The organism is Enterobacter cloacae (assembly GCF_013375935.1).
GTDB lineage: Bacteria > Pseudomonadota > Gammaproteobacteria > Enterobacterales > Enterobacteriaceae > Enterobacter > Enterobacter pasteurii.
Genome location: NZ_CP056117.1, coordinates 4,873,763 through 4,896,591, shown reverse-complemented (window position 1 = coordinate 4,896,591; position 22,829 = coordinate 4,873,763). Strand labels below are relative to the sequence as shown.

Annotated in this window: 28 protein-coding genes and 3 pseudogenes; 19 read left to right on the top strand and 12 right to left on the bottom strand. The window is 53.0% G+C overall.

The genetic code is table 11. The features are described from left to right. The 19 genes and pseudogenes from HWQ14_RS23140 to HWQ14_RS23050 all read left to right on the top strand — a co-directional run. Positions 1 to 370: pseudogene (locus tag HWQ14_RS23140) on the top strand (hypothetical protein); the annotation flags it as partial. Between the two features lie 11 nt (positions 371 to 381). Further along, positions 382 to 1,466 (top strand): annotated as a pseudogene (locus HWQ14_RS23135) (major capsid protein). Between the two features lie 11 nt (positions 1,467 to 1,477). Continuing rightward, positions 1,478 to 1,843 carry a hypothetical protein gene (locus tag HWQ14_RS23130; RefSeq protein ID WP_176611110.1) on the top strand — a complete coding sequence of 122 codons (366 nt, stop codon included), beginning with the start codon at positions 1,478 to 1,480 and terminating at the stop codon, positions 1,841 to 1,843. A gap of 2 nt (positions 1,844 to 1,845) precedes the next feature. Continuing rightward, entirely contained in the window at positions 1,846 to 2,226 is a 381-nt protein-coding gene (locus HWQ14_RS23125) for a DUF7370 family protein (protein ID WP_032648628.1), read from the top strand. Then, positions 2,226 to 2,399, top strand: coding sequence for a 50S ribosomal protein L13 (locus HWQ14_RS23120; RefSeq protein ID WP_176611109.1), 174 nt, complete (start codon positions 2,226 to 2,228; stop codon positions 2,397 to 2,399). Before HWQ14_RS23125 ends, HWQ14_RS23120 begins: the two co-directional genes overlap by 1 nt. Continuing rightward, complete coding sequence (locus HWQ14_RS23115; protein WP_176611108.1) at positions 2,399 to 2,749, top strand: hypothetical protein; 351 nt, start codon at positions 2,399 to 2,401, stop codon at positions 2,747 to 2,749. Before HWQ14_RS23120 ends, HWQ14_RS23115 begins: the two co-directional genes overlap by 1 nt. Positions 2,750 to 3,176: 427 nt before the next feature. Next, positions 3,177 to 3,545 (top strand): HK97 gp10 family phage protein, encoded by a 369-nt coding sequence (locus tag HWQ14_RS23110; RefSeq protein WP_176611107.1) that lies wholly within the window; start codon positions 3,177 to 3,179, stop codon positions 3,543 to 3,545. Next, positions 3,542 to 3,925, top strand: coding sequence for a phage tail termination protein (locus HWQ14_RS23105; RefSeq protein WP_176611106.1), 384 nt, complete (start codon positions 3,542 to 3,544; stop codon positions 3,923 to 3,925). The genes HWQ14_RS23110 and HWQ14_RS23105 overlap by 4 nt, the downstream gene beginning before the upstream one ends. A 58-nt stretch (positions 3,926 to 3,983) precedes the next feature. Then, positions 3,984 to 4,739 carry an Ig-like domain-containing protein gene (locus HWQ14_RS23100; protein WP_047716501.1) on the top strand — a complete coding sequence of 252 codons (756 nt, stop codon included), beginning with the start codon at positions 3,984 to 3,986 and terminating at the stop codon, positions 4,737 to 4,739. Positions 4,740 to 4,789: 50 nt separating this feature from the next. After that, the gene (locus HWQ14_RS23095; RefSeq protein ID WP_176611105.1) at positions 4,790 to 5,533 is read left to right on the top strand and encodes a DUF6246 family protein; all 744 of its coding nucleotides are present in this window, start codon (positions 4,790 to 4,792) and stop codon (positions 5,531 to 5,533) included. A gap of 72 nt (positions 5,534 to 5,605) precedes the next feature. After that, entirely contained in the window at positions 5,606 to 5,980 is a 375-nt protein-coding gene (locus HWQ14_RS23090; RefSeq protein WP_016245416.1) for a membrane lipoprotein lipid attachment site-containing protein, read from the top strand. Between the two features lie 57 nt (positions 5,981 to 6,037). After that, the gene (locus HWQ14_RS23085; protein WP_176611104.1) at positions 6,038 to 8,371 is read left to right on the top strand and encodes a tape measure protein; all 2,334 of its coding nucleotides are present in this window, start codon (positions 6,038 to 6,040) and stop codon (positions 8,369 to 8,371) included. Between the two features lie 2 nt (positions 8,372 to 8,373). Beyond that, on the top strand, positions 8,374 to 8,868 hold the full coding sequence (locus tag HWQ14_RS23080) for a hypothetical protein (RefSeq protein WP_176611103.1): 495 nt from the start codon (positions 8,374 to 8,376) through the stop codon (positions 8,866 to 8,868). Continuing rightward, complete coding sequence (locus HWQ14_RS23075) at positions 8,868 to 9,338, top strand: hypothetical protein (RefSeq protein WP_176611102.1); 471 nt, start codon at positions 8,868 to 8,870, stop codon at positions 9,336 to 9,338. Before HWQ14_RS23080 ends, HWQ14_RS23075 begins: the two co-directional genes overlap by 1 nt. Further along, positions 9,331 to 9,768, top strand: a complete 438-nt coding sequence (locus HWQ14_RS23070; protein WP_176611101.1) for an NlpC/P60 family protein — start codon at positions 9,331 to 9,333, stop codon at positions 9,766 to 9,768. The genes HWQ14_RS23075 and HWQ14_RS23070 overlap by 8 nt, the downstream gene beginning before the upstream one ends. Further along, the gene (locus tag HWQ14_RS23065) at positions 9,710 to 12,211 is read left to right on the top strand and encodes a host specificity factor TipJ family phage tail protein (protein WP_176611100.1); all 2,502 of its coding nucleotides are present in this window, start codon (positions 9,710 to 9,712) and stop codon (positions 12,209 to 12,211) included. Before HWQ14_RS23070 ends, HWQ14_RS23065 begins: the two co-directional genes overlap by 59 nt. A 56-nt stretch (positions 12,212 to 12,267) precedes the next feature. Then, positions 12,268 to 14,193, top strand: a complete 1,926-nt coding sequence (locus HWQ14_RS23060; protein ID WP_176611099.1) for a GDSL-type esterase/lipase family protein — start codon at positions 12,268 to 12,270, stop codon at positions 14,191 to 14,193. Positions 14,194 to 14,649: 456 nt separating this feature from the next. Further along, a complete protein-coding gene (locus HWQ14_RS23055; RefSeq protein ID WP_176611098.1) occupies positions 14,650 to 14,955 on the top strand; it encodes a hypothetical protein in 306 nt (101 codons plus the stop codon). Further along, complete coding sequence (locus HWQ14_RS23050) at positions 14,955 to 16,223, top strand: Y-family DNA polymerase (protein ID WP_176611097.1); 1,269 nt, start codon at positions 14,955 to 14,957, stop codon at positions 16,221 to 16,223. The genes HWQ14_RS23055 and HWQ14_RS23050 overlap by 1 nt, the downstream gene beginning before the upstream one ends. A gap of 328 nt (positions 16,224 to 16,551) precedes the next feature. On the opposite strand, the gene HWQ14_RS23045 is transcribed toward HWQ14_RS23050, so the two are convergent. The 12 genes and pseudogenes from HWQ14_RS23045 to HWQ14_RS22995 all read right to left on the bottom strand — a co-directional run bounded on the left by HWQ14_RS23045 (position 16,552) and on the right by HWQ14_RS22995 (position 22,785). Beyond that, a complete protein-coding gene (locus HWQ14_RS23045) occupies positions 16,552 to 17,706 on the bottom strand; it encodes a site-specific integrase (protein ID WP_245166475.1) in 1,155 nt (384 codons plus the stop codon). Beyond that, complete coding sequence (locus HWQ14_RS23040) at positions 17,589 to 17,936, bottom strand: helix-turn-helix domain-containing protein (RefSeq protein ID WP_072023904.1); 348 nt, start codon at positions 17,934 to 17,936, stop codon at positions 17,589 to 17,591. The genes HWQ14_RS23045 and HWQ14_RS23040 overlap by 118 nt, the downstream gene beginning before the upstream one ends. Positions 17,937 to 18,047: 111 nt before the next feature. After that, positions 18,048 to 18,284 carry a hypothetical protein gene (locus tag HWQ14_RS23035; RefSeq protein WP_245166427.1) on the bottom strand — a complete coding sequence of 79 codons (237 nt, stop codon included), beginning with the start codon at positions 18,282 to 18,284 and terminating at the stop codon, positions 18,048 to 18,050. Positions 18,285 to 18,299: 15 nt separating this feature from the next. Then, positions 18,300 to 18,539 (bottom strand): DUF4222 domain-containing protein, encoded by a 240-nt coding sequence (locus tag HWQ14_RS23030; protein WP_058683360.1) that lies wholly within the window; start codon positions 18,537 to 18,539, stop codon positions 18,300 to 18,302. Continuing rightward, a complete protein-coding gene (locus HWQ14_RS23025; protein ID WP_126805191.1) occupies positions 18,502 to 18,921 on the bottom strand; it encodes a phage protein NinX family protein in 420 nt (139 codons plus the stop codon). The genes HWQ14_RS23030 and HWQ14_RS23025 overlap by 38 nt, the downstream gene beginning before the upstream one ends. Next, complete coding sequence (locus HWQ14_RS23020) at positions 18,921 to 19,139, bottom strand: TraR/DksA family transcriptional regulator (protein WP_176608620.1); 219 nt, start codon at positions 19,137 to 19,139, stop codon at positions 18,921 to 18,923. Before HWQ14_RS23020 ends, HWQ14_RS23025 begins: the two co-directional genes overlap by 1 nt. 97 nt (positions 19,140 to 19,236) lie before the next feature. Next, positions 19,237 to 19,839, bottom strand: coding sequence for a phage N-6-adenine-methyltransferase (locus HWQ14_RS23420; protein ID WP_245166474.1), 603 nt, complete (start codon positions 19,837 to 19,839; stop codon positions 19,237 to 19,239). Between the two features lie 36 nt (positions 19,840 to 19,875). Beyond that, positions 19,876 to 21,150: pseudogene (locus HWQ14_RS23015) on the bottom strand (DNA cytosine methyltransferase); the annotation flags it as partial. Next, on the bottom strand, positions 21,147 to 21,299 hold the full coding sequence (locus HWQ14_RS23010; RefSeq protein ID WP_006809793.1) for a DUF1317 family protein: 153 nt from the start codon (positions 21,297 to 21,299) through the stop codon (positions 21,147 to 21,149). The pseudogene HWQ14_RS23015 and the gene HWQ14_RS23010, both read right to left, overlap by 4 nt. Further along, complete coding sequence (locus HWQ14_RS23005; protein ID WP_176608618.1) at positions 21,299 to 21,628, bottom strand: hypothetical protein; 330 nt, start codon at positions 21,626 to 21,628, stop codon at positions 21,299 to 21,301. Before HWQ14_RS23005 ends, HWQ14_RS23010 begins: the two co-directional genes overlap by 1 nt. A 21-nt stretch (positions 21,629 to 21,649) precedes the next feature. Beyond that, positions 21,650 to 22,198 (bottom strand): 3'-5' exonuclease, encoded by a 549-nt coding sequence (locus HWQ14_RS23000; protein WP_032667079.1) that lies wholly within the window; start codon positions 22,196 to 22,198, stop codon positions 21,650 to 21,652. An 8-nt stretch (positions 22,199 to 22,206) separates the two neighbouring features. Further along, complete coding sequence (locus HWQ14_RS22995) at positions 22,207 to 22,785, bottom strand: single-stranded DNA-binding protein (RefSeq protein ID WP_176608617.1); 579 nt, start codon at positions 22,783 to 22,785, stop codon at positions 22,207 to 22,209. Between the last annotated feature and the right edge of the window lie 44 nt (positions 22,786 to 22,829).

Sequence of the window (22,829 nt, the reverse complement as noted above, 5' to 3'; positions counted from 1 at the left end):
ACCGTGAAGGTGCCGCGGCTGCCGCCACCAAGCCAGGTGCTGTTGGCTCTTCTCCGCCGCCAAGTTCACGGCCTCGGTTGATGGCAACGAAGAGGCGATCCTCTATGTCGCTGACTTTGACTATCTTCGCTGCCAGAAGGTTGACGACTCAATCCCTGTGAATGAGTTGGTGGTTGGCATCCATCCGATGCCGGGCATGTTCCTTAACGTGCGAGCGGCGGCAGGCACCTACAAAAAAGGGCAGCCATTATCCATCGCAAACGGCCAGGTTAAAGCCCACGCCACAGGCGAGTCCATCCGCGCATATGTCGAAGAAGACACGGCGTACACCGTTGCTGCAGGCGATCTGCTGCGCGTCGTTATCAAGTAAGGAGCACCTGAATGCTTGTATTTTCTCGCTCTATCGGTGAACGCACCGGTAACCTCGAAGTCAACCAGGCACAGTTCCGCGAGCTGGAGATGGCGCGCAACATGAGTGCGCAGTCTGTCGCTGACTTCATTGCCCGTGCTCGCTTCGGTGAAAACGGACATCTGGACGCGGTGAACGCTGTCGACGATATCCGCCGCATGTACCGCGCGTACGACCAGACGGTACTGGCACAGTTCGAGCCGAACACCGAATTCACCCTGTTCAACGACCTGATGCCATTGTCACGCTCTGTCCGCCTGGAAGAGTCAGTGTATGAATATGCACGTACGGCGGTCGCGGCTGGGCGCACACTTCCATGTCCGGCCAGATCGGTGCGGCGCTGGATGCTCGCGCGTACAGCTTTGACGGCACCATGGTTCCGGTGCACGACAGCGGCTTCAAGTTCCACTGGCGTGATCCAATCTTCAACAAAGGGTCAGCACTGGCATCACTTGCCGATGCGCAGCGCGGCTCTGTTGATGATGTGCGCCGTAAAATCGTGGACTACATGTTCAACGGTTTCCGCGACTCGGAAGGCAACTTTGTTACCTTCGATGGAAAAACGTGGAAAGGCCTGAAGAACGATGAGCGCGTCGGCCAGGTTGATTTGGGCGCATCTGGACTGAACATCGACTTCTCCAGCCGCACTACAACCGCAGAACAGAACCGAAACGGTGCGATCGCGCTGCGTGACACCATGAAGATCACCAATAACCAGTACGCGCCGCAGACCTGGTACGTATCTAGCGAGATCATGTCCAACTGGGAGCGCTATTTCAGCGACAATTACCAGTCCGGCACCATCCTGCAGGAAATCCTGAAGCTGTCCGGCATTGCCGCAGTGAAAGAAGACGCCGAACTCACAGGTAACCAGATTTTGGTGGTTCCCCTGACTGCCGGCGTTATCGCTCCGATCACTGGTCAGGCTGTGGGCACTGTTGCTGACCCTCGTCAGTTCTATAACAGCGACTACATCTGGCGCACCTGGGGCGCTATGGGCCTGATGGTCAAGCAGGATATCAACCTCAAACATGGCGTGCTCTTCGCGAGCAGCTAAGGAGAAATTGAATGGCACTGGTAGAAATCACAGCAGGTAACGTCTTCGCCGGTGCCAACCTCCGAAAACTGGAGGTTGGTGCGATCGTAGAAGTGGACGATGCAACATCAGCGCGCTGGAAAGCGTCTGGCAAAGCAAAGGACACTGACAAGAAGAAAGGCGAAAAGCTTTCCTTCGAAGTGGCTACAGCGTCCGCGCAGACGGCAGACCTGTCTGATCTACAAAAGCAACTCGCCGACGCGCTGGAGCATAACCAAAAGCTAATCGCCGATGGTGAAGCAAAAGACAAGGCTCATGCCGACGCGCTGGCAGCAGAAACCAAACGCGCGGACGAGGCCGAAGCAGCACTGGCGGAAGCAATCAAGAAGGCGAAATAACCATGGCTGACCCAATCACAGCGGCAGACGTGCAGGCGTTCCTCGGTGAATTGGGTTACTCCATTCCGGGTGCGCTGCTGGATCCGATTCTCTGCGTGGTGAACAAGATTATCCCGTGCCTTGATGGCGCTGGGTATGACGAGTGCACCGCTAAGCTGATCCTGATGTACGCCGCCGCGCTTATGGCTACGTCGTCCGGTGCGCGCCGCATCAAATCGCAGGGTGCGCCGTCCGGCGCCTCTCGCTCGTTTGAATATGGCGACGACAGCATTACCTGGTTGCGCGACTCGCTGGCCCGGCTTGATACCAGCGGTTGCACCGGTGAGTTGCCGATCAGCGCCGGTAACAGTGTCGGCCTGTTCATGGTGGTCGGGGGCTGCTGATGAAGTACAAATCAGTAACGGAAGGCAAGCCTAAGCCGCTCACCCGCGTATGGGTGATGACCGACACAGGGCGGGAGACTACCGGCTACGTAAAATCGGACGGCGAGTGGCATATCAACTGTGACCGCATCCGGGCGACTGGCGCGAAGGTGCTGCGCTGGAAGGAGGGTTGATGTCGGCAACAGCAAACTGGAGTTACACAGCCACGGCGACCATCTGGCGAAAGCTGGAAGGCAATGACGAATACGGCGATCCGCTGGGTTATGCCGAACCTGAGCAAATCCTCTGTGATTACGAAGGTGGGCTCAGCAAGAAGTTAGCCAGCCTGGGCGCTGAAATCGTCGTGAAGAACACCGTCTGGACAGAGTTCGCGCTGGCGTCCGCCGGTGATTACCTGCTGATTGGCGTGTCAGCCGAAGCTGACCCGGTTGTGGCTGGTGCCGACGAGGTGCGACAGGTTATCCGTTACGCTGACACATTCGAGCGTGTCGCGGATGATTATGCGATACTGACCGGCATCTAAACAGAGGTCTTCATGAGCATTTCTTTCTTTGTCTTTTATTTATGGTTGATGGCAATCTGTTTTCTTTGCTGCGCCAAAGAACTGATAACTAATCACCGCAAAATAGCGTGGCTTGCCGCTCCACTTGTATTTGCTGCGCAGGTGGTATCTGTATATGCAGTTTACAGATTCATCTGGTCTTAAATGGGGGTATTTATGGGGCTCGACCTGCTCACAATGTCTATCTCAGCTCTGGCGGTGGCTATTTCTGCTTACGCCGCCGTTCCGGTGCGCGAGAAGCAATTCACGCCGTCTAAGCATACACCTCGCGATCAACTTCCCCCCCGAAGTGCGAAAGCTCATTGAGAACGTTGATGAGCTTGAGCGGATAGCAAAAAGTCTCTGAACAGGTCGCTCCGGCGGCCTTTTTTATTGCCTGGAGAAAACCATGGGCATCAAAGTTCGCGGCGTTAAGCAGTCGAAAGCCGGGCTCAACCGCATCATTAACGACGTGAAAGGGCGAAAAGTTGTCAGGGCGTTACAGTCAGCAATGATAATCGGCAGCTCACAGGCCGCGCTTTATACGCCGATCGATACCTCTACGTTGTTGAATAGCCAGTATCGGGAGTTGATAAATAACGGCGTTCGACTGACCGGGAGAGTGGGTTACACGGCGAACTACGCTGTTTTCGTACACGATCCGAACGTGCCGCAAACCTTCCGCCGCGCCACAGCGCAGAAAGAGTTCCTCACTAAAGGCTTTGACGACACCCGCAGCCAGATTGATGCCGTAATGCGCAAGGAGCTTTCAGTATGACACCTGCTATGTATGAGCGCGTGCGTAACTACTTCGTTGATGCCGGGCTTACCAATGGCTTCATTGTTCAGTTGCTGGCTTGGGACGACACAACTAAGTTAACCGACGCATTCATCGTGTTCCGGCCTAACGGCGGAACCGACATCCGGAATGAACTCGGATCTGGCCACTACGTGCTGGTGGATGTCATTTCCGCCAAAGATAAGCGCCGCGCAGCCGCTGAGAAGGCTCAGGAAATCATCAATTATGTCGAACAGAACGACATTAACGACAAATGCCTTGGCCTTATTCAAAACCTCGGCAATATGCCTGCACCCATCCTGACCGAAGAGGGGCGCCTGGTCTTCAGACTCCAGTTCATGTGCGTTTACGGCGAATAACCCAATCACCAACCCATCAGGCTGCCATCCGGCGGCCTTTTTTATTTGAGAGGTACACATGCAAGGCTGTGCTAATGATTTTGGCAAGCTGATCGGGAAAGTAGCTGTGCTACGCATGGCCTTTGGCTGCCCCGACGCAGTGCCAGCGCTTTCCGAGTGGAAGCGTCTCGGCGCTATGACGACCAAGGGCATCGACTATTCGATGAACACCATCAACTCCGAGGCAGATGATGCTAAAGGGCTGGTGGAGAACCTGGTCAACAACATGGATCTAACGATCTCTGGCGAAGGTGAGTTTCGCAAGTCTGATAAAGATAACGAGATCGGCGCGTGGCGTCTGTCGAAGTACATCTTTGACGAAGTTCAGGCAGGCCGTCAGCCTAACCTGTGGGTGCGTTTCGACTTCGCTGGTGAGAACGCCGGTACTTACATCCAGGGTTACATGAACACCACGTCATGGTCTGGTGATTTCGGTACAAACGATATCTCCACCTTCTCCGGCGAGTGGAAGGTTTACGACGCTGATACTGTTGTGTTTGAAGTTGCTGACTCTATCGATGTTACTGGTGTTGAGGTTACCCCTGCAACTGCATCTCTGGTCGTTGGCGCAACCCAACAACTCAGCGGCGCGGTTCAACCAACCGATGCAACTAACAAAGCGATCACCTGGACGACTTCGGCGCCATCCATCGCCACTGTCAGTTCAACCGGCCTGGTGACAGCAGTTGCCGAGGGCACCGCGACTATTACGGCTACTACTGCTGACGGTGATTTCACCGACACCTGCGCCGTTACCGTTACTGCCGCACCGTAATCACTACAAAGGGCGGCGTGCTGCCCTTGATACTGGTTATGGAGAGCGATATGACCCCTTTGAAAGAAATTGGAGAGTGCCTGATTGGTGCTGGCGGCCGTGAATACTTCTTCCGGCCATCGTTCCGTAACATGACGCGGATCGGCGAGCCAGAGCATATCGTCCGCACCTTCTATGCGCTATTCAATGATGACGTAGCGAAGATGCTTGAGGCGGCGCGAAAAATTCACAGCGCCATACCGGAGCATCAGCGTAAATTTTACGCCTACTACTTCGGTGACATTTCCCTGCCGCGGTGGGCTCTGGATGCGGCAGGTTCTGCCGCGTTTGTGCGTGAGGCATTACTCTCGGCTATTAATGTCATTCAGTCATGCTGTGACGAGGACGTTTCAGAGCTGACAGGCTGGCATGAGCCATCACGCACTGGAAGGCGTACGTTTGTATGGCGCCGTGGCGCTCTCCCGCCTGAGAACCTTATTCTGATAGCTCAGTCGCTGATCATGCATGGTGTTATCGGCCGGGCGAAGGTTCGTAAGTTGCAGAAGCACGAAAGCAAGGAAACGACACCGGAGTTTCATGCGACTGAATACATCATGGCGGCACGAAACCATTTTGGGATCAGCAGGGAAGAGGCTGAAAACCTTACCATGACCGAGTTCGCCATGATGCTTAACGCCAAATACCCTGACCAGAAGGGCTTCACCAGGGAAGAGTATGACGCTGTTATGGACGATGACGATCGCCGTTGGCAGGAAATGATTGAGCGCGAAAAATCAGCAAAGAAAGCGGCCTGAGTTAATAATGGATGTACCGTAATCGCCTGGCCGGGCGTAATATGGCTCGACAATAAAACTCAGGGGATAAGAGTGAAAAAAATACTGTTGGCTTTGGTGATTCCACTGGTTCTGGCTGGCTGCAAGCCGGGAGAGGAAAAGGCAATTTCGCTGGCACAATCTGAAGTTTCCGCCAATCTACTGGATCCTGGCAGCGCTCAGTTCCGTAACGTGAAAGTCGTGAAGATGACAGATGCCGATGACGGCCGTGTTAATGCTGTTGTTTGCGGGGAGATTAACGGAAAGAACGGTTTCGGTGCCTATGCAGGGTTCCATCCATTCTTTGTTGAGCTGAAAATGAAATCGAAGGGGATGTTCTCAAAAGGCGTCGACTACACCCTTGGTGATCACTTCCTCAGTTCGAAAGATACGCCTCCACCACCGGCCTACACAGAACGATGCCAATAAACGACACGAATAACTAACCCACCACTCGGTGGGTTTTTTTATGCCCGGAGAAAACTGATGTCTGAGAAAGCAGGCGAGATTTATTACGACATCGAGGCCGATGTATCTGGCTTGCTCAAGGCGCAGGGAAAGGCCAATAAGTCGCTCGACTCCATCGGCAACTCGGCGACCAATGCAGCCAAAAAGATGGATGAGTTGCAGACGAATATCAACCGCGTCGCCGGGGCAATTGCCGCCTCACTCGTTGTTGACTGGGGAAAGGCTTTCCTCGTTGCTGCTGACAATATGAGTCAGCTCAACGCGCGTATAGAGAGGCTCACTGGCAGCGCAGCTACAGCATCTCAGACTATGCAGAGTCTGATGCGCATCAGTTCGGCAACGGGTGGTTCGCTACAGGATACAGCGAAGCTGTGGGAGACTCTCAGCACGGCGTTGCGCGATACCGGAGCGACGAACGGTCAGATTATTCAGCTCACCGAGACACTTCAGAAAATAGGTCGCATTGGCGGATCCTCGACAGAAGAAATGGCGAATGCTCTTCGTCAGTTCGGCCAGTCGATTTCATCCGGTACGGTTCGAGCGGAGGAGTTCAACTCCATCCTTGAGCAAATGCCGGAACTGGCGCGCCAGATTGCCGCTGGGATGGGTGTAAGCATCGGAGAGCTTCGTCAGCTGATGCTGGACGGGAAACTGACGGCAGAAGATGCGCTTAATGCCATCCAGAAACAAACTGGCTCAGTAAATGCAGAGTTCGAAAAACTTCCTCGTACTCTGGCTCAAGCCAATACCGCGCTGACAAACTCATTCCTGTCAATGATCGACTCTGTTAACCAGGCTACTGGTGCAAGTTCTGGCATGGTCGCCGTGATTGACTCATTGACGGCTGCTCTCGACAGGCTGGCCGGGAAGGCAATATCTGCCGATGCGCAGATTTCTGATCTGAACAGCACAGCAGAAATGTTTACGCGCCGGGCCCGCACCTGGTCATGGCTTGGTCTCGACGGTTGGGAGGCACAAAACAAAGCACTGGCCGGGCTGAGCAATAAAGCCGCCATGCTGGTTGGCGACCTGGCCGCTGTTTCCAAAGCATCACAGACCGCCGCCAACACCAAGCCGATCGAGATAAAGGCCACTGCAACGACCACTGGTAGCAAGTCGAAAGGCGGGGCGTCGGCAGCCCAGAAAGAGGCGGAGCAGTACGCTAAAGCGCAGGAAAATGTTAACCAAAAACTGGATGAGTTGCGGCAGAAGGCCGAGCTGTCAGCCGGTAGTGTTGGCGAGTTATCGAGAGCGCAGGCCGTGCTTAATGCACAGCAGTCTCTCGGTAATACAGCCACGCAGGAGCAACTCATGCTTGCCGGGCAACTTGCCGGGAAAGCCTGGGACAATGCTAATGCACTGCGTGAGCAGGCAAAGGCTGAGAAAGAGCGTACTGACGCGGCTAATAAATTCAGCACCATCCAGGGCAAAACCAGCAAAACAGCCGGCCTGGATAGCCAGTACCAGAAAGACATCGCTGATATCCAACAATACGCCCAACTCTATCCGCAGAAGATCGGAGAGGCCGAGGCCGCGCGTGCGGCTATCGAGCAGCAGTATCGTGATCAGCGCAATGCGGCAATGTGGGAAGAATGGGCGCAGCAGAACGCGGCCACTCAGGCAGCAGCGGCGGCTTTCGACTCCCTTGGTTCTGTGGCCAGTAATGCGCTGACCGGCATTGTCACAGGCAGCATGTCTGCAAGCGACGCGATGCGCAGCATTGGAATGACGGTGCTTAACAGTGTGGTTAACTCATTCGTCCAGATGGGTATGGAGTGGGTAAAGGCAGCAGTCACAGGCAGTACAGCTCAGATTGCAGCAACGGCGGCCACAACCTCGGCAGCGGTCGCCGGTACAGCGACGACTACCGCGGCAAGCGTTTCCTCTGCGGCGGCCACAACCGCAGCTTGGACACCCGCTGCAATCGTCGCCTCCATCGGCTCGTTTGGTGGCGCTGCGGCGATCGGCATCGGTGCAGTAATTGCCGCCATGGCTATGTCCAGTTCACTGGCGGGTAAGCGCAAGAACGGAGGCCCGGTCTCAGCCGGTTCTATGTACCAGGTAGGCGAGGGCGGTATGCCCGAAATCTACCGCGCCAGTAATGGCAGCCAGTACATGATCCCAGGTGACAATGGAAAGGTGATCAGCAATAAGGAGCTGAACAGCGGTACCGGAGCAGTTCCCATTTACCTAAACATCCAGAACTACACTGGTGCGACTGTTGATGCCCAGGCCACCCAGGACGGTAATGGAGTGACCATCGATATGATTGTTGCAGACATCAATAACGGCGGTCGTGTTAGCCAGGCCATCCAGATTAATCACCAGGCGCCACGCAAAGCAAGGGGCTAAATATGCCAATTCCTTACCCTGACTGGCTGCCGCTGGCGCAGAAGGGGAAAACACCAACTACCGATACCGGATTTCGCGTCGACCAGCCGACGGTCGGCGCGCCGGTATTTCAGAAGTTAACCGACGACCTGAAGACGTCATTCTCTTTGACATGGATCTTCACTCGCGACCAGCACCGCGCATTTATGCAGTGGTTACGAAGCCCGAACTATCTCGATAACTGCAATCAGTGGTTCACGATGCCGCTAGGCACCGGGACAGGAGATACCGGCGTCGAGGTGCAGGAATTACACTTTCTCTCCTGGCCATCGTGGTCACAGTCCGGGTCAATTTTCACATGGAGCGGTGATGTTGTTGCGCGCGAGCTGGTTAACTCAGATGACGAGTTTGACGACATTATCGTTGAGTTGCCTCCGCCGTGGGGATCATGGCTGGACATCATTGTCACGGGCTATCCTGACGGGAGAGACCCGGAGAGTTTACCGAAGGTGCCATAATGCCGACGCTCAGAGAATTTCAGAGCCGAAGGCCTAACCGTATCCTGTACGAAACGATCACGTTCTACAGCCCGGTCTTTGGCTATATCAGGCTCGTTAACAACCAGATTTTCCCCAAAACGCTCGGCGGCCAGGTCTACGCACCATGCCGCATGGAGTTAACCGAAAGTCAGCAGAGCAACACGCCGATCCTCGACAGCACCGTCAAATTTGGGCGGCTGGCGCAGGACTTCAAGCAGCAACTCAAACAGTGGAAAGCCTACTCACGCATCACGCCTATCTCGGCGACTTACCAGCAATTTGACGCAGCCGATATGACCACGGCCATCAAGTCGTGGACGCTCTACGTCAGTGACTGCTCGATGGACGACAAGGACGTGACGTGCAGCCTGACGCGCGTAAACCCGCTCAATCGCAACGTCGGGCGGCTGTACACCGTCGAAGAATATCCGGGGCTTCAGAATGCTTAAAGACGAGTTCATATCGCGTGTTGAGGGTATCCCATGGAGTAACCGCGCCTGCAGTTTTGACGCGGCTGACTGCTGGGGCCTGGTGGTGCTCTATTACCGCCACGTTCTGGGGATCGAGATTCATCAGTCACCAGATTACGAATCCGGGCGCGACTTCATGACTTGCTATGACGCTGATGTCGTTTTCTGGCAGCCGGGCGGCACGTTCATTGAGAGCGGGATCTTCGTCGCCTGGGTTGGCAGCCAGCCTGTGCATGTCGGCCTGATTGTAGACGGTCGCGCGCTGCACAGCCGCGGGGAAAATGGACACGTCCGGTTCGACGCGATCAGGACCATTCAGAAGCTATTCACCAGAGTGGAGTTTTACACCTATGCCGGTAATCGAGATTCAGCGCGTTCCGGGGATGCCGAAGGACCGGGCGGTAGTTAAAGCCGGCACGGTATTTTCGGAATGGCTTGGACAGGAAAGTTTTCACCGCGATATCCGAATCAACCGTAACGGCAAAGAGTTGCAGCCAGACGATGAGCTTGCTTTCCAGCTTCAGGACAATGACCGGGTAATCATTTTCGACCAACCAAAAAGTGGCGGCCTGGTTGGGACTCTGCTTAACCCACTGGAGCACCTGAACCCGATCAAGTTCACCCAAAAAGTGCTGTCGTCTTTTATGCCGAAACCAAACGCCAGCGCGGCGTCTGGTAACAGCAAAACATCACCCAACAACAGCCTGAAAGGGCAGACCAACATCGCGCGAAATGGCGAAGCGAAGCCGGATAACTTCGGGCAAGTCAGATCGTTTCCGGACCTAACCCAGGAATCAGTATTCGAATACGTTCCCGGCGGATCGGATAACACCTGGCTTAAGTACGTAACGGAGATTATGTGCTTTGGGCTTGGGAAATATGACATATCGTCAGTTCGATTCTCCGAAACCAATCTCGGCTCCATGGCGGGGGCGAGCTACACCATCTATCAACCAGGTGAAGTGATCCCTCAGGTCATTGAGGGGTATCAGTTTGATGACGTCGACGGTCAGGAGTTGCTGGGGCCGAACGAAAAAGAAGGGACGCCGATTGAAAGCGCGACGGCCAATAATGTTGTTAGCGGCGTTTACGCTGGCGGCGAGATTGCGATTAAAATCGTGCAGCAGGCAGATTTCGACTATTTCCTTGGGTTAATTCTGCCGCACCCGGTGACGTTCACGATTAACGTTACCAGACCTGTACCGGGCGGTTCTGTCACAGAAGACGTCCAGCTTTCCGGGTCGATGATAAGTATTGTTGAAAGCGACGACGGAAGCGTCGTTGACCCGGTTGAGTATTACACCTTCACGTTCAATAAAATATCAGCACCAGGCTTTGATTTATCTGGTGTCACCATCAACACAACAAAATTCATCCTGGCCGATAACGGCACGCTTGTGGTTGGTCCGTTTATTTCGCCAGTTCAGTCAACTCAACTATGGATCCACGTGATTGCCGGTTATGCCGGACAGCACAACGACTCTTTCAAAATTAAATGGTGGAAGGTCGATGATGACAACAATCAGATCCCCGGCACAGAGGAGACGGTGACTTATGCGATTGTGGAAGGGATTAAGGGCGTTTCAAAGACCTACTACCGGACGTATAAGCAGACGCCTGCAGCCGGTTATGGCCGCTATGCCGTCTCGCTTGAGCGCATAACAAACAGTGCCAGTGACAGCAAAATACAGCTTGAAGAAATCCATGCTATCAACGTCAGGACCAATGTTGTCCATCCTGATGACACGCTGGTGAAAATAGTTGTCAGGGCAACGGAGAACGCCACCGGCAGCCGCGACAGGAAATACAACGCGCTGATCACCAGGCACGTCATCAGCTACAACATGGCGACGCAACAGGTCGATTACTCGCTGAGGCCATCACGTAAATTCGCTGATATCGCGCTGTTTAACTGGCTTGTCGTTGGTCAGCAGCCGGAGTCGAGCATTGATATTTACGGCCTGTACCAGATACAGGCGGAAATCGACGCAATCGACCCGCGCCTGGGGTATTTCGATTACACCTTTGACGATGAGGATGTATCGCTTGGGTCGCGCATGGAAAGCATCTGTGATGCCGCCAGCGTGCTGGTCTATGACGATAACGGCGTGCTGTCTTTCACCCGGGACAGCAAGAAAACGTCAGCGGCCACAATTTTCAACCGGTCGAATACAAAGCCTGATGGTTACTCGCTTTCGTACGATATGACGCTTCCAGGCGGCTATGACGGCGTCGAGGTTCAGTTCCGCAACCCGGACACCAATAAGCAGGACTTTATCAGGTATCGGATAACCGGAAGCGCTATCGTTGAAGGTGCACCGACAAAACCGAAGAAGTTCGAAATGCTATACATCAGGAACAGATTCCAGGCTGACGAGCGTGCGCTGCGCGAGTGTAAGCGTCTTATCTATTCCCGAATGACCATGTCTGTAACTGCAATGGCAGATGGTGAATGGGTGAACATCGGTGACATGGTTCAGGTTCCTGATACCTACGACACCAACCAGCAGGCTGGCTATATCGTTTCTCGCGTGGGTAATGACTTCGAAACCAGTGAGCGTATCAACTTCTCAGGAACGATGTATGTTCAGGTTACGGATTCGTCAGGTGCAACCACGGCGCGCTACCTGGCCACACCAAGGACAGATACTGCCTTCGGTTTTACAGCTGCTATTCCTGACATCAAGCTTAATCTGTTTGATGGGGTAGACGTCCAGTCACCGTCCCGGTACGCCATCGCGACATCAGAAGAACTCGATGCAGGCAGATGGACGATTACTGCAAAACAGCCAGATGGAAAGGGCAATACAGCTTTAACACTCGCTGAATATAGCGATCTGATTTACCAATAAGACCCATACCTATCACCACAACCCGGCCACCGCGCCGGGTTTTTTATGGAATCAATATGGCTACGCAACCTGCTAATTTACCTGTGCCAAGCGAATCGCCGCGTGATCTGAAATTTAACGCGGGGAAAATTGATGAGTTTGTGACATCAGATAATCATGAATATATTGACCGGTTTGGTGATAAACATCGTACAATTGCTGGAATAAATTACGATGCAAATCAGGCAATGCTGCAATATGGCTACATCACGAAGAAATCTTTTGAAATTGGCGCTGCCCTCGACACTCCTAACACTGTTCTTCAGTGGGAAAGCAACGGGGAGTTCTACCGCTGGGATGGGGACTGGTCACAACCCAAAGAAGTATCCGCCGGCTCTACCCCTGATAGCACTGGCGGCATTGGTGAAGGTAAATGGGTAGGGGTTGGCGATGCCTCGCTTCGCACAGAACTTGCTGAGGTAGGTAGTGACACACTTATTTCCGGTAAGCCGGCTGGCGAGCTGGTTAATGATGCTGAATCAGCACTGACACTCGCCCAGCTCAGTGACGTAGTAGACATTGGAACCCAGCAAATCCCTGGCAAGCAGTTGCATGCACTTCAGCGCCTGAATATGTCACGTTACGCAGAAAAGGTCGCTCGTGATTCAGCAGCAATTACTATTGTATGCCGTGGTGACTCACTGACGTATGGTGAAGATACCACTGTAGCACCAACGCCAGCAGATCCAAACCCAACCCCGGCAGGGCGGGTGCATACCAAAACCCGCGCTGCCACTCCTTACCCTCAGGCCTTGCAAGGGTATCTCCAGCAAGCTTTTTCATCCACGGTCACGGTGATTAACCAGGGTTACTCCGGAGACAATACTAAGCTAGGGTGGGGTGACTGGAGCACAAATGTAAATAGTGATTTAACAATCATTATGTATGGCACCAATGATGCAGCTGAAGGATTTACGCCGTATCAGTCAATTTCTGACTATGTGCTTTATTACAAGAAAATTATTGCCAGAGAGCTTGTCAAGGGCACGCCGGTAGTAATGATTACGCCACCACCTCAGAAACAGTATGGCGGCAACGTGCGGCTTTTAGACGCTTACAGGCAGGCAGCTTTCAATATAGCTGAGGAGTATGGAATTCCTGTTCTTGATGGGGTGGAGGTATTCTATGGGGTGGATTCTACAAGGTTCAGCGATAATGTGCATTTCAGAGAAGAGGGCTACAAATATCTTGCGGCAAGGGTATTCGCTTTCATTCTCTCAAAATTTAATAACCCAACAAAAGTTAAGGCTGGATCTAACGTCAACGTAAGGACTTTCGAAGCTTCGATGAAGCTAAAAGAGTCCACGTGGGGAACGCAACTAAACAAGGCTGGAATGTTTAGCCCCCCGCTAGCAAGCTTTACCGGTGGGTATGTCATTGAGACATCGCAGTTAGGTAATAAAGTGTTTGTCTGTTTCTATGCTGAGCATGATGACATTGTAATAACTCCAAGTGTTTCATTTAGCAATGCCACACTCAGCGTAGAACTAGATTTCGGCCTTCCCCAGTCGCAATATTCACTGGATGATAGGGTATGGGATGCAATTGGCTCTGATATCACTGCAAAGCCTGCCAGTTCCTTTAATTTGAGCGCCTTGAACACTACGATATCACTCAACAGGGAAACGGGTTACGACACTCAAAAAACTGGTCGTCTGCATATCGCATCTCGTGGCTGGCATGTAATAGCCTTCAATTTAATCAGTAATAGTTCATCTTCATCGCCACTGCTAACTATCGCAGGCATGAGCTTCCTTAGCTACGAGTCTCAGATTTTATGGGATGTTAATAAGTTTGTAAGGAAGCTTTCACAAAATCCTGTAAATAACGTTGTGCCGAGGTTCGTAGGTGAAGAATATCTCGACACTACGGCCGGGCAGTTTGAGTGGTATAAAGCAACTGGCACTACAGCTGCATCATGGAAGAAAATTACAAATACCTAATCAGCAATGCGCCTGCTTAGCAGGCGTATATGCAACACTCAGGCAGGTATTTGGTAAAAGTGTATCCATGAGAGCATTATCAGCCCACCAGTAACATTTTCATTACTGACTGATCTTTGTGCACATCCTGGGGCTTTAATCGCGCCAGTTGGTGCTCTTTAACATTTAGGCGATTATTTCACCTCTCATCGTCCAAATAATCCATGCGAAGACCAAGGATTTCAGCAGGCATCCTCGCGTGCTCCTGTCCAAACCCCGCGTGGCATGGCTAGCAGTGTAAGATGTAGATCTTCGGAATCTCTTCTCGTAACAGTCAAATATAAACCCGCTTAGGCGGGTTTTTCACAACTAAATTTCCCGCGCTTACCGCCACTTATAAATCAGCTCACTCGCTTCGCTTGATCTCACTCCTTCATTGATAATACTGTATACAAATACAGTAATTGTGGAGGGGGCATGGAGGCAAAAGCTCAGCGATACAGAATTGAACAGTTATGTGGCGTTAACCGCTACTCATGCCTGGTTGAAACGTCAAGTGGTTACGCGCTTTTTCAGCCTGATCTTGTGCCCGCCAACGGAACGCGCGTGCTGGTGCGTGCTTTCGGCCAACTACAGTTCGCGGTCGTTATGGGAGGAGTGCTCATCACTGAAGATGGTGAAAGCATAGAAGGTGATGCGCTAGATGAAGTTAATGTCATGGGAGTTGTAACCTTTTTTATCAATGGCGCTGCGGCGTTCACAGACGACAATCCGGTGATGTGATGTTTGCCCTGGTTGATGTGAACTCTTTTTATGCCAGCTGTGAAACAGTATTCAGGCCCGACCTGCGCGGGCGGCCGGTTGTCGTTCTGTCGAATAATGACGGCTGCGTAATCGCACGTAGCGCCGAAGCAAAGGCTGCCGGGATAGCGATGGGTGAGCCGTTCTTCAAACAGAAAGAGTTGTTCCGGCGCGCTGGTGTTGTTTGCTTCAGCAGCAACTACGAGCTCTATGCAGACATGTCCAGCCGGGTAATGACCACGCTGGAAGAAATGAGTCCTCGCGTGGAAATTTACAGCATAGATGAGGCATTCTGCGATCTGACTGGCGTAAGGAACTGCCGGGACCTGACTGAATTTGGGAAAGAGATCCGCGCGACTATTTTACAGCGGACGCATCTTACAGTTGGCGTCGGCATAGCGCAGACCAAGACGCTGGCTAAGCTGGCTAACCATGCTGCGAAAAAATGGCAGCGGCAGACCGGCGGGGTGGTTGACCTCTCAAACGTCGACCGGCAGAGGAGGCTACTGGCGCTTGTTCCTGTGGAGGATGTCTGGGGCGTTGGTCGTCGCATCAGCAAAAAGCTGAACGCCATGGGCATCAAAACAGCGCTGGAACTCTCAGAGCAGAGTACATGGATCATTCGCAAACACTTCAATGTTGTGCTGGAGCGTACCGTCCGGGAACTGCGTGGGGATCCTTGCCTCGATCTGGAGGAGTTCGCGCCGGTGAAGCAGGAAATCGTATGCAGCCGATCTTTTGGCGAACGCATTACTGACTATGAGCAAATGCGGCAGGCTATTTGCAGCTACGCGGCCCGTGGTGCTGAGAAGCTTCGCGGCGAGCACCAGTATTGCCGTTTTATCTCAGCTTTCGTTAAGACCTCTCCGTTTGCGCTCAATGAGCCGTATTACGGAAACAGCGCATCGGTAAGGCTGCTCACGCCAACGCAGGACAGCAGAGACATCATCAACGCCGCGGTAAAGTGTCTGGACAAAATCTGGAAGGATGGTCACCGGTACCAGAAAGCGGGAGTCATGCTGGGCGACTTCTTCAGCCAGGGCGTGGCCCAGCTAAACCTTTTCGACGACAGCGCTCCGCGTGCCGGAAGTGAAAAGCTGATGGAAGTGCTAGATCGACTGAATGCAAAGGACGGAAAGGGCACTCTCTATTTTGCCGGGCAGGGTATACAGCAGCAATGGCAGATGAAGCGTGAAATGCTTTCGCCTCGATACACTACGAGATTTTCAGATTTGCTTATTGTTCGATAAAAGAGGTACGCACCTGATAAGTCTTACAATCGGATCGGTGGTGATTATGGCGGGGAGGGCATAGCCAGTAAACAGGCTGATGAGGATTCTGGAATTGGCTGCGCAAAATTCTGCGTTTCTGGTGATTTGAGGGCGTGACATGTTTGTGCCATGGGTGTGACATATACCCATCGTTAAGTTACTGCATCTTTCAGTTTGTGCCATCAGCATTGTATGTGTGAATGCGGCCAATGCTAGTTAAAACAGTATGTTAAATGTAGTGCTTCTGATTCGTAATGCGAAGGTCGTAGGTTCGACTCCTATTATCGGCACCATCTTTATCAATGACTTACCGAACATTTAAATAAACCACGTTCTCCTCCTGTGCCGTATTTGTGACATTGCGACCAATAATCTCGTCAATTTTGCTCGCGTGCTCGGTTAGGTGTCCGGCTGAAAGGTGGGCATATCGCTGAACCATTTCCAGCGTCTCCCATCCACCCATTTCCTTCAGCGCCAGAAGTGAAACACCAGACTGTACCAGCCAACTTGCCCACGTATGCCTGAGGTCATGGAAGCGGAAATTGCTAATGCCTGCCCGCTTTAGTGCTCCCTTCCATGCCTTATTACTATCTGTCCGCATTTTTCTGACAGCTGCCGTTTTGGTTCCGTCGCTTCTGTACCCGGGAGTCGTGTGAACGAACACCCAGCGCTTATGCAGACCTTGCTGCTTCCTCAGTATCCCTAAAGCTGTTTCGTTCAGTGGAACGCCGATGGCGTTGCCGGCTTTAGTTTCGTCAGGGTGCATCCATGCCATCCGCTTATCGAGGTCGACCTGTGACCATTCCAGATCGGTAACGTTCGATCGACGAAGGCCGGTGGTGACCGCAAACATAACGACCGGGAAGAAGTGAGGGGCTATCTCTGCAAAAAGACGCTTCGACTCTTCTTCCGTCAGCCAGCGGATGCGGCCATTCTTCACCCGGGGCGTGGATATCTTCGGCGCTTTATCCAGCCACCCCCACTGCACCGCCATATTCAGAATGGCCCTGAGTATAGCCAGATGTCTCGTCCTTGTTCCCTTCGTTGCGAGCTTTGGAATATAATCTGGTACTGGTTTAGAGAGTCTCAAACACCTGTCTCTGGTCATTTCCCAGTTCAGGCGATGGCGGCGGTTTTCCATTCCGTCTACCGCCTCCATTATTTTGTCTGTTGTGATGTCAGCGAGAACAGTCTCTCTGAAATGCAGTAACCAGAACTTAATGATGCTTTTGTCATCATCCAGGCTCTTCTTATCCTCTTTCTCCCTGAGCCATCTTATGCAGGCCTCCTTGAATAACTTCTTAGGCGACTCCCCAAGTTGTTTTACCCGCCACGCTTCCGACTTCAGACGATCGTGAAGTTCCTGCGCTTCTCTCTTGTCTGAGGTTTCAAGAGAACGTCTAACTCGTGATCCATCTGGCGCGACGAAGTCGCAGTGCCACGTGCCACCGCGTAGTTTGATTGACATGCTTTTTCCTCCTGCATACCAACCGCATTCACAGCGCTATTGTGTCGGACAGACTTCAGCGCTGCAATGCAGTCAGACTTACAAATGCGATACGGGCTCTTGGGTTTTTCTGGATTTATCTTTGCGGCCGGAAGTCGACCGCTGCGGATCCACTGCGTGATGGTGCCTTTATCAACCTTCAGATACGACGCAGCCTCTTCACGTGTGAAGATTTCCTCTTCCATTGGTTTCCTCCAGGCAAAAAAGAAGCCGCCCTTAGGCGGCAATAACATCAAGGGATTTACGAGGTGGGCTTTCGCACCCAATAGCCAGCTCATAACTGGCTATCAGTTGCGCTACAGGGTGAGAAGGTCGATTTTTTCCAACAATGATGAGGTGTCTTCATCGCTAATTTCTCCTTGGGCATTTAATTCTTCAAGCGCCTTAGCGATCACATCTACCTGCTCACCTGTGAAGAAATCATCCCGGTAGTCGAACCACGACGCGGCAACGATCTGGCCGCCTGATACTTCCATTCCAGCGCCCACAGATGGTTCCTTACCATCTTCAAACTTAACGACGAATGTCATCATCCCCATAATCTCTCCTCATGCCGCACGCTGGGCACGCAGCGATTTAATATGCTCGCTCGTCTCCAGTTCGGCGCGTATCTGCGTCGCCTCACGGTGATCGAGGTGCTCAAAATCATTGTTAAAACGGTCTATTGACGCGGTGTTTATCCGGCCCTGTCGCCAGTAGCGGACTATCTGTGATGTGCAACTGTGGATGATGACGGGCCAACCGTGCTGGTCAGCGTAAATCTGACCCCGTTGAATTAGCTGGAACATTGGCTGACTCCTGCATCATTAGGAAGACGATCATCGCGGCACGGAGAGGATTTAACTGATGCTGAATTCCGAAATTTCGACACGATGATAATGCGTCGCACCACTCGTGATACTCACCTTCATACTCCGGAAGAGTGCCATCAAACATGATGCTGATTCGGTTATCAGCTATGATTGGCCATGCATCACTAGGCTTTTGGCATGGGTCGAAATCATCGTTTATATTTCCAAAGCCGCGTCTTATTGCAAATTCGTCACCGCCAAGGGAGTAGTAAACTGTTTCCCGCTCTTCTCCTACTCGGTAGCTATCCGTAACCTTTGCGCCCAAAGAAATGGCAACTAAGTTATTAATCTCAAAGTCGCTTAGTTCGGTGTAGTCCATCAAGACCCCCTTTGCTTGCGTAAAAGCTCTAGGTCAGCCTGGCAACTGGCGCACGTCTGGCAGCCGGGAACGGCAGCACGTCGCGGCTCGGGAATTGGTTCGTCGCATTCGGCGCAACGCTCAGCTGATACGGCGTTGCGGTTCACTCGGTGAGCGGAAAGGGCGGCGTTACGCTGAAGCTCTTCAATCTCTGCTGCGGTGTCGATGATGTCGGCCATGGTCAATTCTCCCGGAACTGTCGGTTAATTCGGCTGAAGGTGAACGCCAGCAATAAAAAAGGAGCCATAAGCTCCATGGTAATTCGTTGGGGCAGGGTCATGCTGCCTCCCGGCGGGCAAGAAGTTTCGCCCCGAAAGCCATAAGCTCGTCCCGTTCCACAGTTGCGAAGTGGCAGTGTGTACGTGGGTACGGTCGCCAGATGATAAGCATCGAACCTTTGTTATTTCCCGATACTGGCTTACCGGTGACCGGGTTGATAAATGCCAGCCGCCCGGCGGTGATGAAGCGAACCTCGCTGGCGGTCTGGATTGCCTCTTTGAACCAGCCAACCGAAGTGTCTGCCGGAACCAGCATGACCGTGCCGATCTGATTTGCGCTTTCGGTGGCGGCCTTCTTAACGAACGGCATGATGTCGCTGTATGGCGGGCTCAGCCAGACGTAGCCAGGAACATTCAGGTAATCAGCCCAGGGCGTTTGCAGCGTGTTCTGCTCGGCGGTGATGAACTTCCTGCACAGCGCGTTATGAGGCGCGGCGGCGGCATCCAGTTGAAAGCAAAACTCAGCATCAAGGGAAGCGAAGAGGGCTGGTGGAGTGCGCCATAGGTCGCGCTGGTCGAGCGGGGTTTTACTTCCACCATAATCACCGTTCAGCTTCTCTGTTGGCAGAGATGCGGCGATGCGCTCACCAATCCAACGCATAACCGGTACTGCCATGCTATTGCCGATAGCTTTATAACGTGGCCCGTCCGGGCATTCATCAGCGTCCTTCCCGCGCCAGCCGATCAGAGTGTGATTATCAGGAAAGCCCTGAAGGCGCTCGCACTCAATCGGTGTTAGGCGGCGAACCTCCATATTTTTTAGAACGAATGCACCGTTCTGTGTTTCGCCATTACCTTGGCCAGCTGATTTAGTTAACGTTGATGAGATATTGTCTGTCTTGAAATGACCAATGGCAGGGGCAGTATAAGTCATAGCTATAGCTGGAGGCTGGCCGCTGTTAGCATGGCTTTTATCGTGGTTTCCTGCGCTAATCGTTGGCGATAAATCCGACGTAGCATCAGCGCCATTATCTTTGTAGCTAAATGCGATGCAGGCGTTTTCTTGTCCGTTGTTGCGTCCGAGCGTGTGCGCAAGTTCTCGGTTGGTATCTGGATCCTGCGTGCCGTGCACTGCGAAAGTCTCAGTATGAAAATCCAGCCTGATTCCATGCGCGGTGCAGGCGGTCGCTACATCAATATGGCCGGCAGTATTGCCACCGCCAAAAGCAATCAGGTGTCCAGCTTGTGCCTGGTTGTCGTCTGCGCCACACGTTCCAACGCCTCGTGCAGCAAGGGCGGCAACAGCCTTTTGCGTTTCTCGGCGCGGCGCAGAATCCCGGCGCACGCTGTCGAACTCAAAAAGTACCGCTGCGGGATCGAATCCTTTTCGAGCACTTGCGACAACGAACACACGGCGGCGTCGTTGGGCCACTCCGAAAAATTGAGCATCAAGGACGCGCCAGGCGATAACCCTTTCTGGTCCAGACACACAACCTGCGTGCGTCCATTTTCCCCCTGCTGACTGCAACTCACTGCTTTCTCCGGCAAGTCCTGCCAGAAAGCACCCGAAGGCATTATCTTTGCTACTGAGTACGCCGGGGACGTTTTCCCAGACGATGATTGTTTCTGGTTCACCGCGTTCGCGGCGCTTTGCGTCAATTGCATTGGCTAATTCCACGTAAGAGAGGGTTAACTGGCCTCGGTCGTCAGACAGGCCTTCACGTAAGCCGGCGATGCTGAATGCCTGGCAAGGCGTACCACCGACCAGAACATCAGGCGCTTCGACATTACCAGTGCGCACCGCATCGGAGATTTGGGTCATGTCGCCGAGGTTGGTTACTTCCGGCCAGTGATGGGCGAGGACTGCGGATGGGAATGGTTCGATTTCAGAGAACCAGGCAGGTTTCCAGCCGAGAGGTTCCCACGCTTTACTGGCAGCTTCGATACCGCTGCACACGCTTCCGTATTTCATGCCGCCTCCTGCCTTTCCCGATATTCCTCAGCAAGCCGCTGCGCCTTTAATGGATTGCTGACCACTTCACCCCATGGCATTAGCCAGCCGTTACCAATGAAGGGAAGGCACAGTGTGCCAACCCTGATGTCGTCGTGAGCGTGAGTCATCATTCACTCCTTACCGCGCCGCCGCGGCCGAAATAATCAATTTGCCCATAGCGAGTGCGAGAGGGGAGTTTAGGTCCACAGGCTTCGTATTGAGGCTGGAAAGAGGCCATGAAGTTGTCGTGCCATAGCTTGGCCTCGTAGCGACGAAGAAGCTTCTCGGTCCAGTAATCATCCTCCGCCTGCTGAATCTCCGCTGGCGTCCGGTTCTCAACCCTCTTCTTACCTAGGCTCTCCTCAAGGTAAGCGCAGACCCGGGCGATGACTTGCTCCTTTGTTTCCAGTTTTTTGGGCGCACGAAAGTATCCCGCCCCTTGAGGAGGTTGTGACATTTGAGGATCCTTAGTGGAGAATTATTTGATTAATTTTTGCCAGATCGCAGAAACGTATTTGACCTGATGAATAGCGTCGTCCAGCGCGCTGTGACGAGTACCTTGAAATGGCATATCACGCTTAGGGTCAATGCCTATCGCTTTACCCATCTCGACGACGGTGCGAACATCACGGTCATTCCACCATTGCCATGGAGCTTCCAGTCCCGTGAGTGTGTAACTGTTACGGAGAATTACACAGTCGAACGACGCGCCGTTACCCCACACCTGAACGAATCGCGGTTTTGCATGTTTGGCGACGAACTCAGACAGCCAACTCAGAGCTAAGGAAAGTTCTTGCGTGTCATTGGTTAATGTCCTTCTGGCTGCTTCATCCTGTTCCATCCACCACAGAATGGTGGACGCGTCAGGCCGGGCGCGGAACCTCATTGATGACTCAAGCGATACGTTTACCTGGAAGTCATCGCCTGTAGCCCCGGTGTTCGGATCGAAGAATACAGCGCCAATGGAAACGATAGGCGCGTATGGACCTTTGCCCATCGTTTCCAGGTCAATCATTAAGTGGTTCATGTTCATCCTTAAATTGCGTGAATAGTGTGGCGAGGGAAGGGCAGGGTTACCGGAGCAAACGGAATATCGTCGTCGAAGTCCATTGGGGCATCTTGCTGTCCCTGCGCTTGCTGTGGGGTTCCCCACCCTCCTGGCTCACCACCATGTTGCGATCGCTGTTGCTGCTGACGCTGTCCACCACTTTGTTGCGACTGGTTGCTACTCTGTCGGTCACCACCTGCTGGTGCGCCACCACCCTGTCGCCCCCCGAGCATTTGCATGGTGCCGCCGACGTTGACCACCACCTCAGTGGTGTACTTCTCGGTGCCTGCCTGATCTGTCCATTTTCGGGTGCGCAGTTGGCCCTCGATATAAACCTGAGAGCCCTTGCGCAGGTATTCTCCAGCCACCTCGGCCAACTTTCCGAACAGAACGACGCGGTGCCATTCCGTTTGCTCTTTGAGCTCGCCGGTGGCTTTATCTCGCCATGACTCCGATGTCGCCAGCGTCAGGCTGCATACTGCGCCGCCGGATGGAAGATAGCGGACCTCTGGGTCTTGCCCGAGGTTGCCGACGAGGATCACTTTGTTAACGCCTTTGCTAGCCATTTACGCCACCTGTTCATTGCCGGTTAATTCTGCCTTTCTGGCCT

Coding starts and splice junctions, on each gene's coding strand:
- HWQ14_RS23100 (WP_047716501.1), top strand. CDS start 3,984: ATGCAAGGCTGTGCTAATGATTTTGGCAAGCTGATCGGGAAAGTAGCT.
- HWQ14_RS23105 (WP_176611106.1), top strand. CDS start 3,542: ATGACACCTGCTATGTATGAGCGCGTGCGTAACTACTTCGTTGATGCC.
- HWQ14_RS23000 (WP_032667079.1), bottom strand. CDS start 22,198: ATGAACCACTTAATGATTGACCTGGAAACGATGGGCAAAGGTCCATAC.
- HWQ14_RS23070 (WP_176611101.1), top strand. CDS start 9,331: ATGCTTAAAGACGAGTTCATATCGCGTGTTGAGGGTATCCCATGGAGT.
- HWQ14_RS23025 (WP_126805191.1), bottom strand. CDS start 18,921: ATGGACTACACCGAACTAAGCGACTTTGAGATTAATAACTTAGTTGCC.
- HWQ14_RS23120 (WP_176611109.1), top strand. CDS start 2,226: ATGAAGTACAAATCAGTAACGGAAGGCAAGCCTAAGCCGCTCACCCGC.
- HWQ14_RS23130 (WP_176611110.1), top strand. CDS start 1,478: ATGGCACTGGTAGAAATCACAGCAGGTAACGTCTTCGCCGGTGCCAAC.
- HWQ14_RS23085 (WP_176611104.1), top strand. CDS start 6,038: ATGTCTGAGAAAGCAGGCGAGATTTATTACGACATCGAGGCCGATGTA.
- HWQ14_RS23065 (WP_176611100.1), top strand. CDS start 9,710: ATGCCGGTAATCGAGATTCAGCGCGTTCCGGGGATGCCGAAGGACCGG.
- HWQ14_RS23075 (WP_176611102.1), top strand. CDS start 8,868: ATGCCGACGCTCAGAGAATTTCAGAGCCGAAGGCCTAACCGTATCCTG.
- HWQ14_RS23050 (WP_176611097.1), top strand. CDS start 14,955: ATGTTTGCCCTGGTTGATGTGAACTCTTTTTATGCCAGCTGTGAAACA.
- HWQ14_RS23115 (WP_176611108.1), top strand. CDS start 2,399: ATGTCGGCAACAGCAAACTGGAGTTACACAGCCACGGCGACCATCTGG.
- HWQ14_RS23080 (WP_176611103.1), top strand. CDS start 8,374: ATGCCAATTCCTTACCCTGACTGGCTGCCGCTGGCGCAGAAGGGGAAA.
- HWQ14_RS23055 (WP_176611098.1), top strand. CDS start 14,650: ATGGAGGCAAAAGCTCAGCGATACAGAATTGAACAGTTATGTGGCGTT.
- HWQ14_RS23420 (WP_245166474.1), bottom strand. CDS start 19,839: ATGCGTTGGATTGGTGAGCGCATCGCCGCATCTCTGCCAACAGAGAAG.
- HWQ14_RS22995 (WP_176608617.1), bottom strand. CDS start 22,785: ATGGCTAGCAAAGGCGTTAACAAAGTGATCCTCGTCGGCAACCTCGGG.
- HWQ14_RS23095 (WP_176611105.1), top strand. CDS start 4,790: ATGACCCCTTTGAAAGAAATTGGAGAGTGCCTGATTGGTGCTGGCGGC.
- HWQ14_RS23020 (WP_176608620.1), bottom strand. CDS start 19,139: ATGGCCGACATCATCGACACCGCAGCAGAGATTGAAGAGCTTCAGCGT.
- HWQ14_RS23125 (WP_032648628.1), top strand. CDS start 1,846: ATGGCTGACCCAATCACAGCGGCAGACGTGCAGGCGTTCCTCGGTGAA.
- HWQ14_RS23040 (WP_072023904.1), bottom strand. CDS start 17,936: ATGGAAGAGGAAATCTTCACACGTGAAGAGGCTGCGTCGTATCTGAAG.
- HWQ14_RS23030 (WP_058683360.1), bottom strand. CDS start 18,539: ATGTTCCAGCTAATTCAACGGGGTCAGATTTACGCTGACCAGCACGGT.
- HWQ14_RS23035 (WP_245166427.1), bottom strand. CDS start 18,284: ATGATGACATTCGTCGTTAAGTTTGAAGATGGTAAGGAACCATCTGTG.
- HWQ14_RS23110 (WP_176611107.1), top strand. CDS start 3,177: ATGGGCATCAAAGTTCGCGGCGTTAAGCAGTCGAAAGCCGGGCTCAAC.
- HWQ14_RS23060 (WP_176611099.1), top strand. CDS start 12,268: ATGGCTACGCAACCTGCTAATTTACCTGTGCCAAGCGAATCGCCGCGT.
- HWQ14_RS23010 (WP_006809793.1), bottom strand. CDS start 21,299: ATGACTCACGCTCACGACGACATCAGGGTTGGCACACTGTGCCTTCCC.
- HWQ14_RS23005 (WP_176608618.1), bottom strand. CDS start 21,628: ATGTCACAACCTCCTCAAGGGGCGGGATACTTTCGTGCGCCCAAAAAA.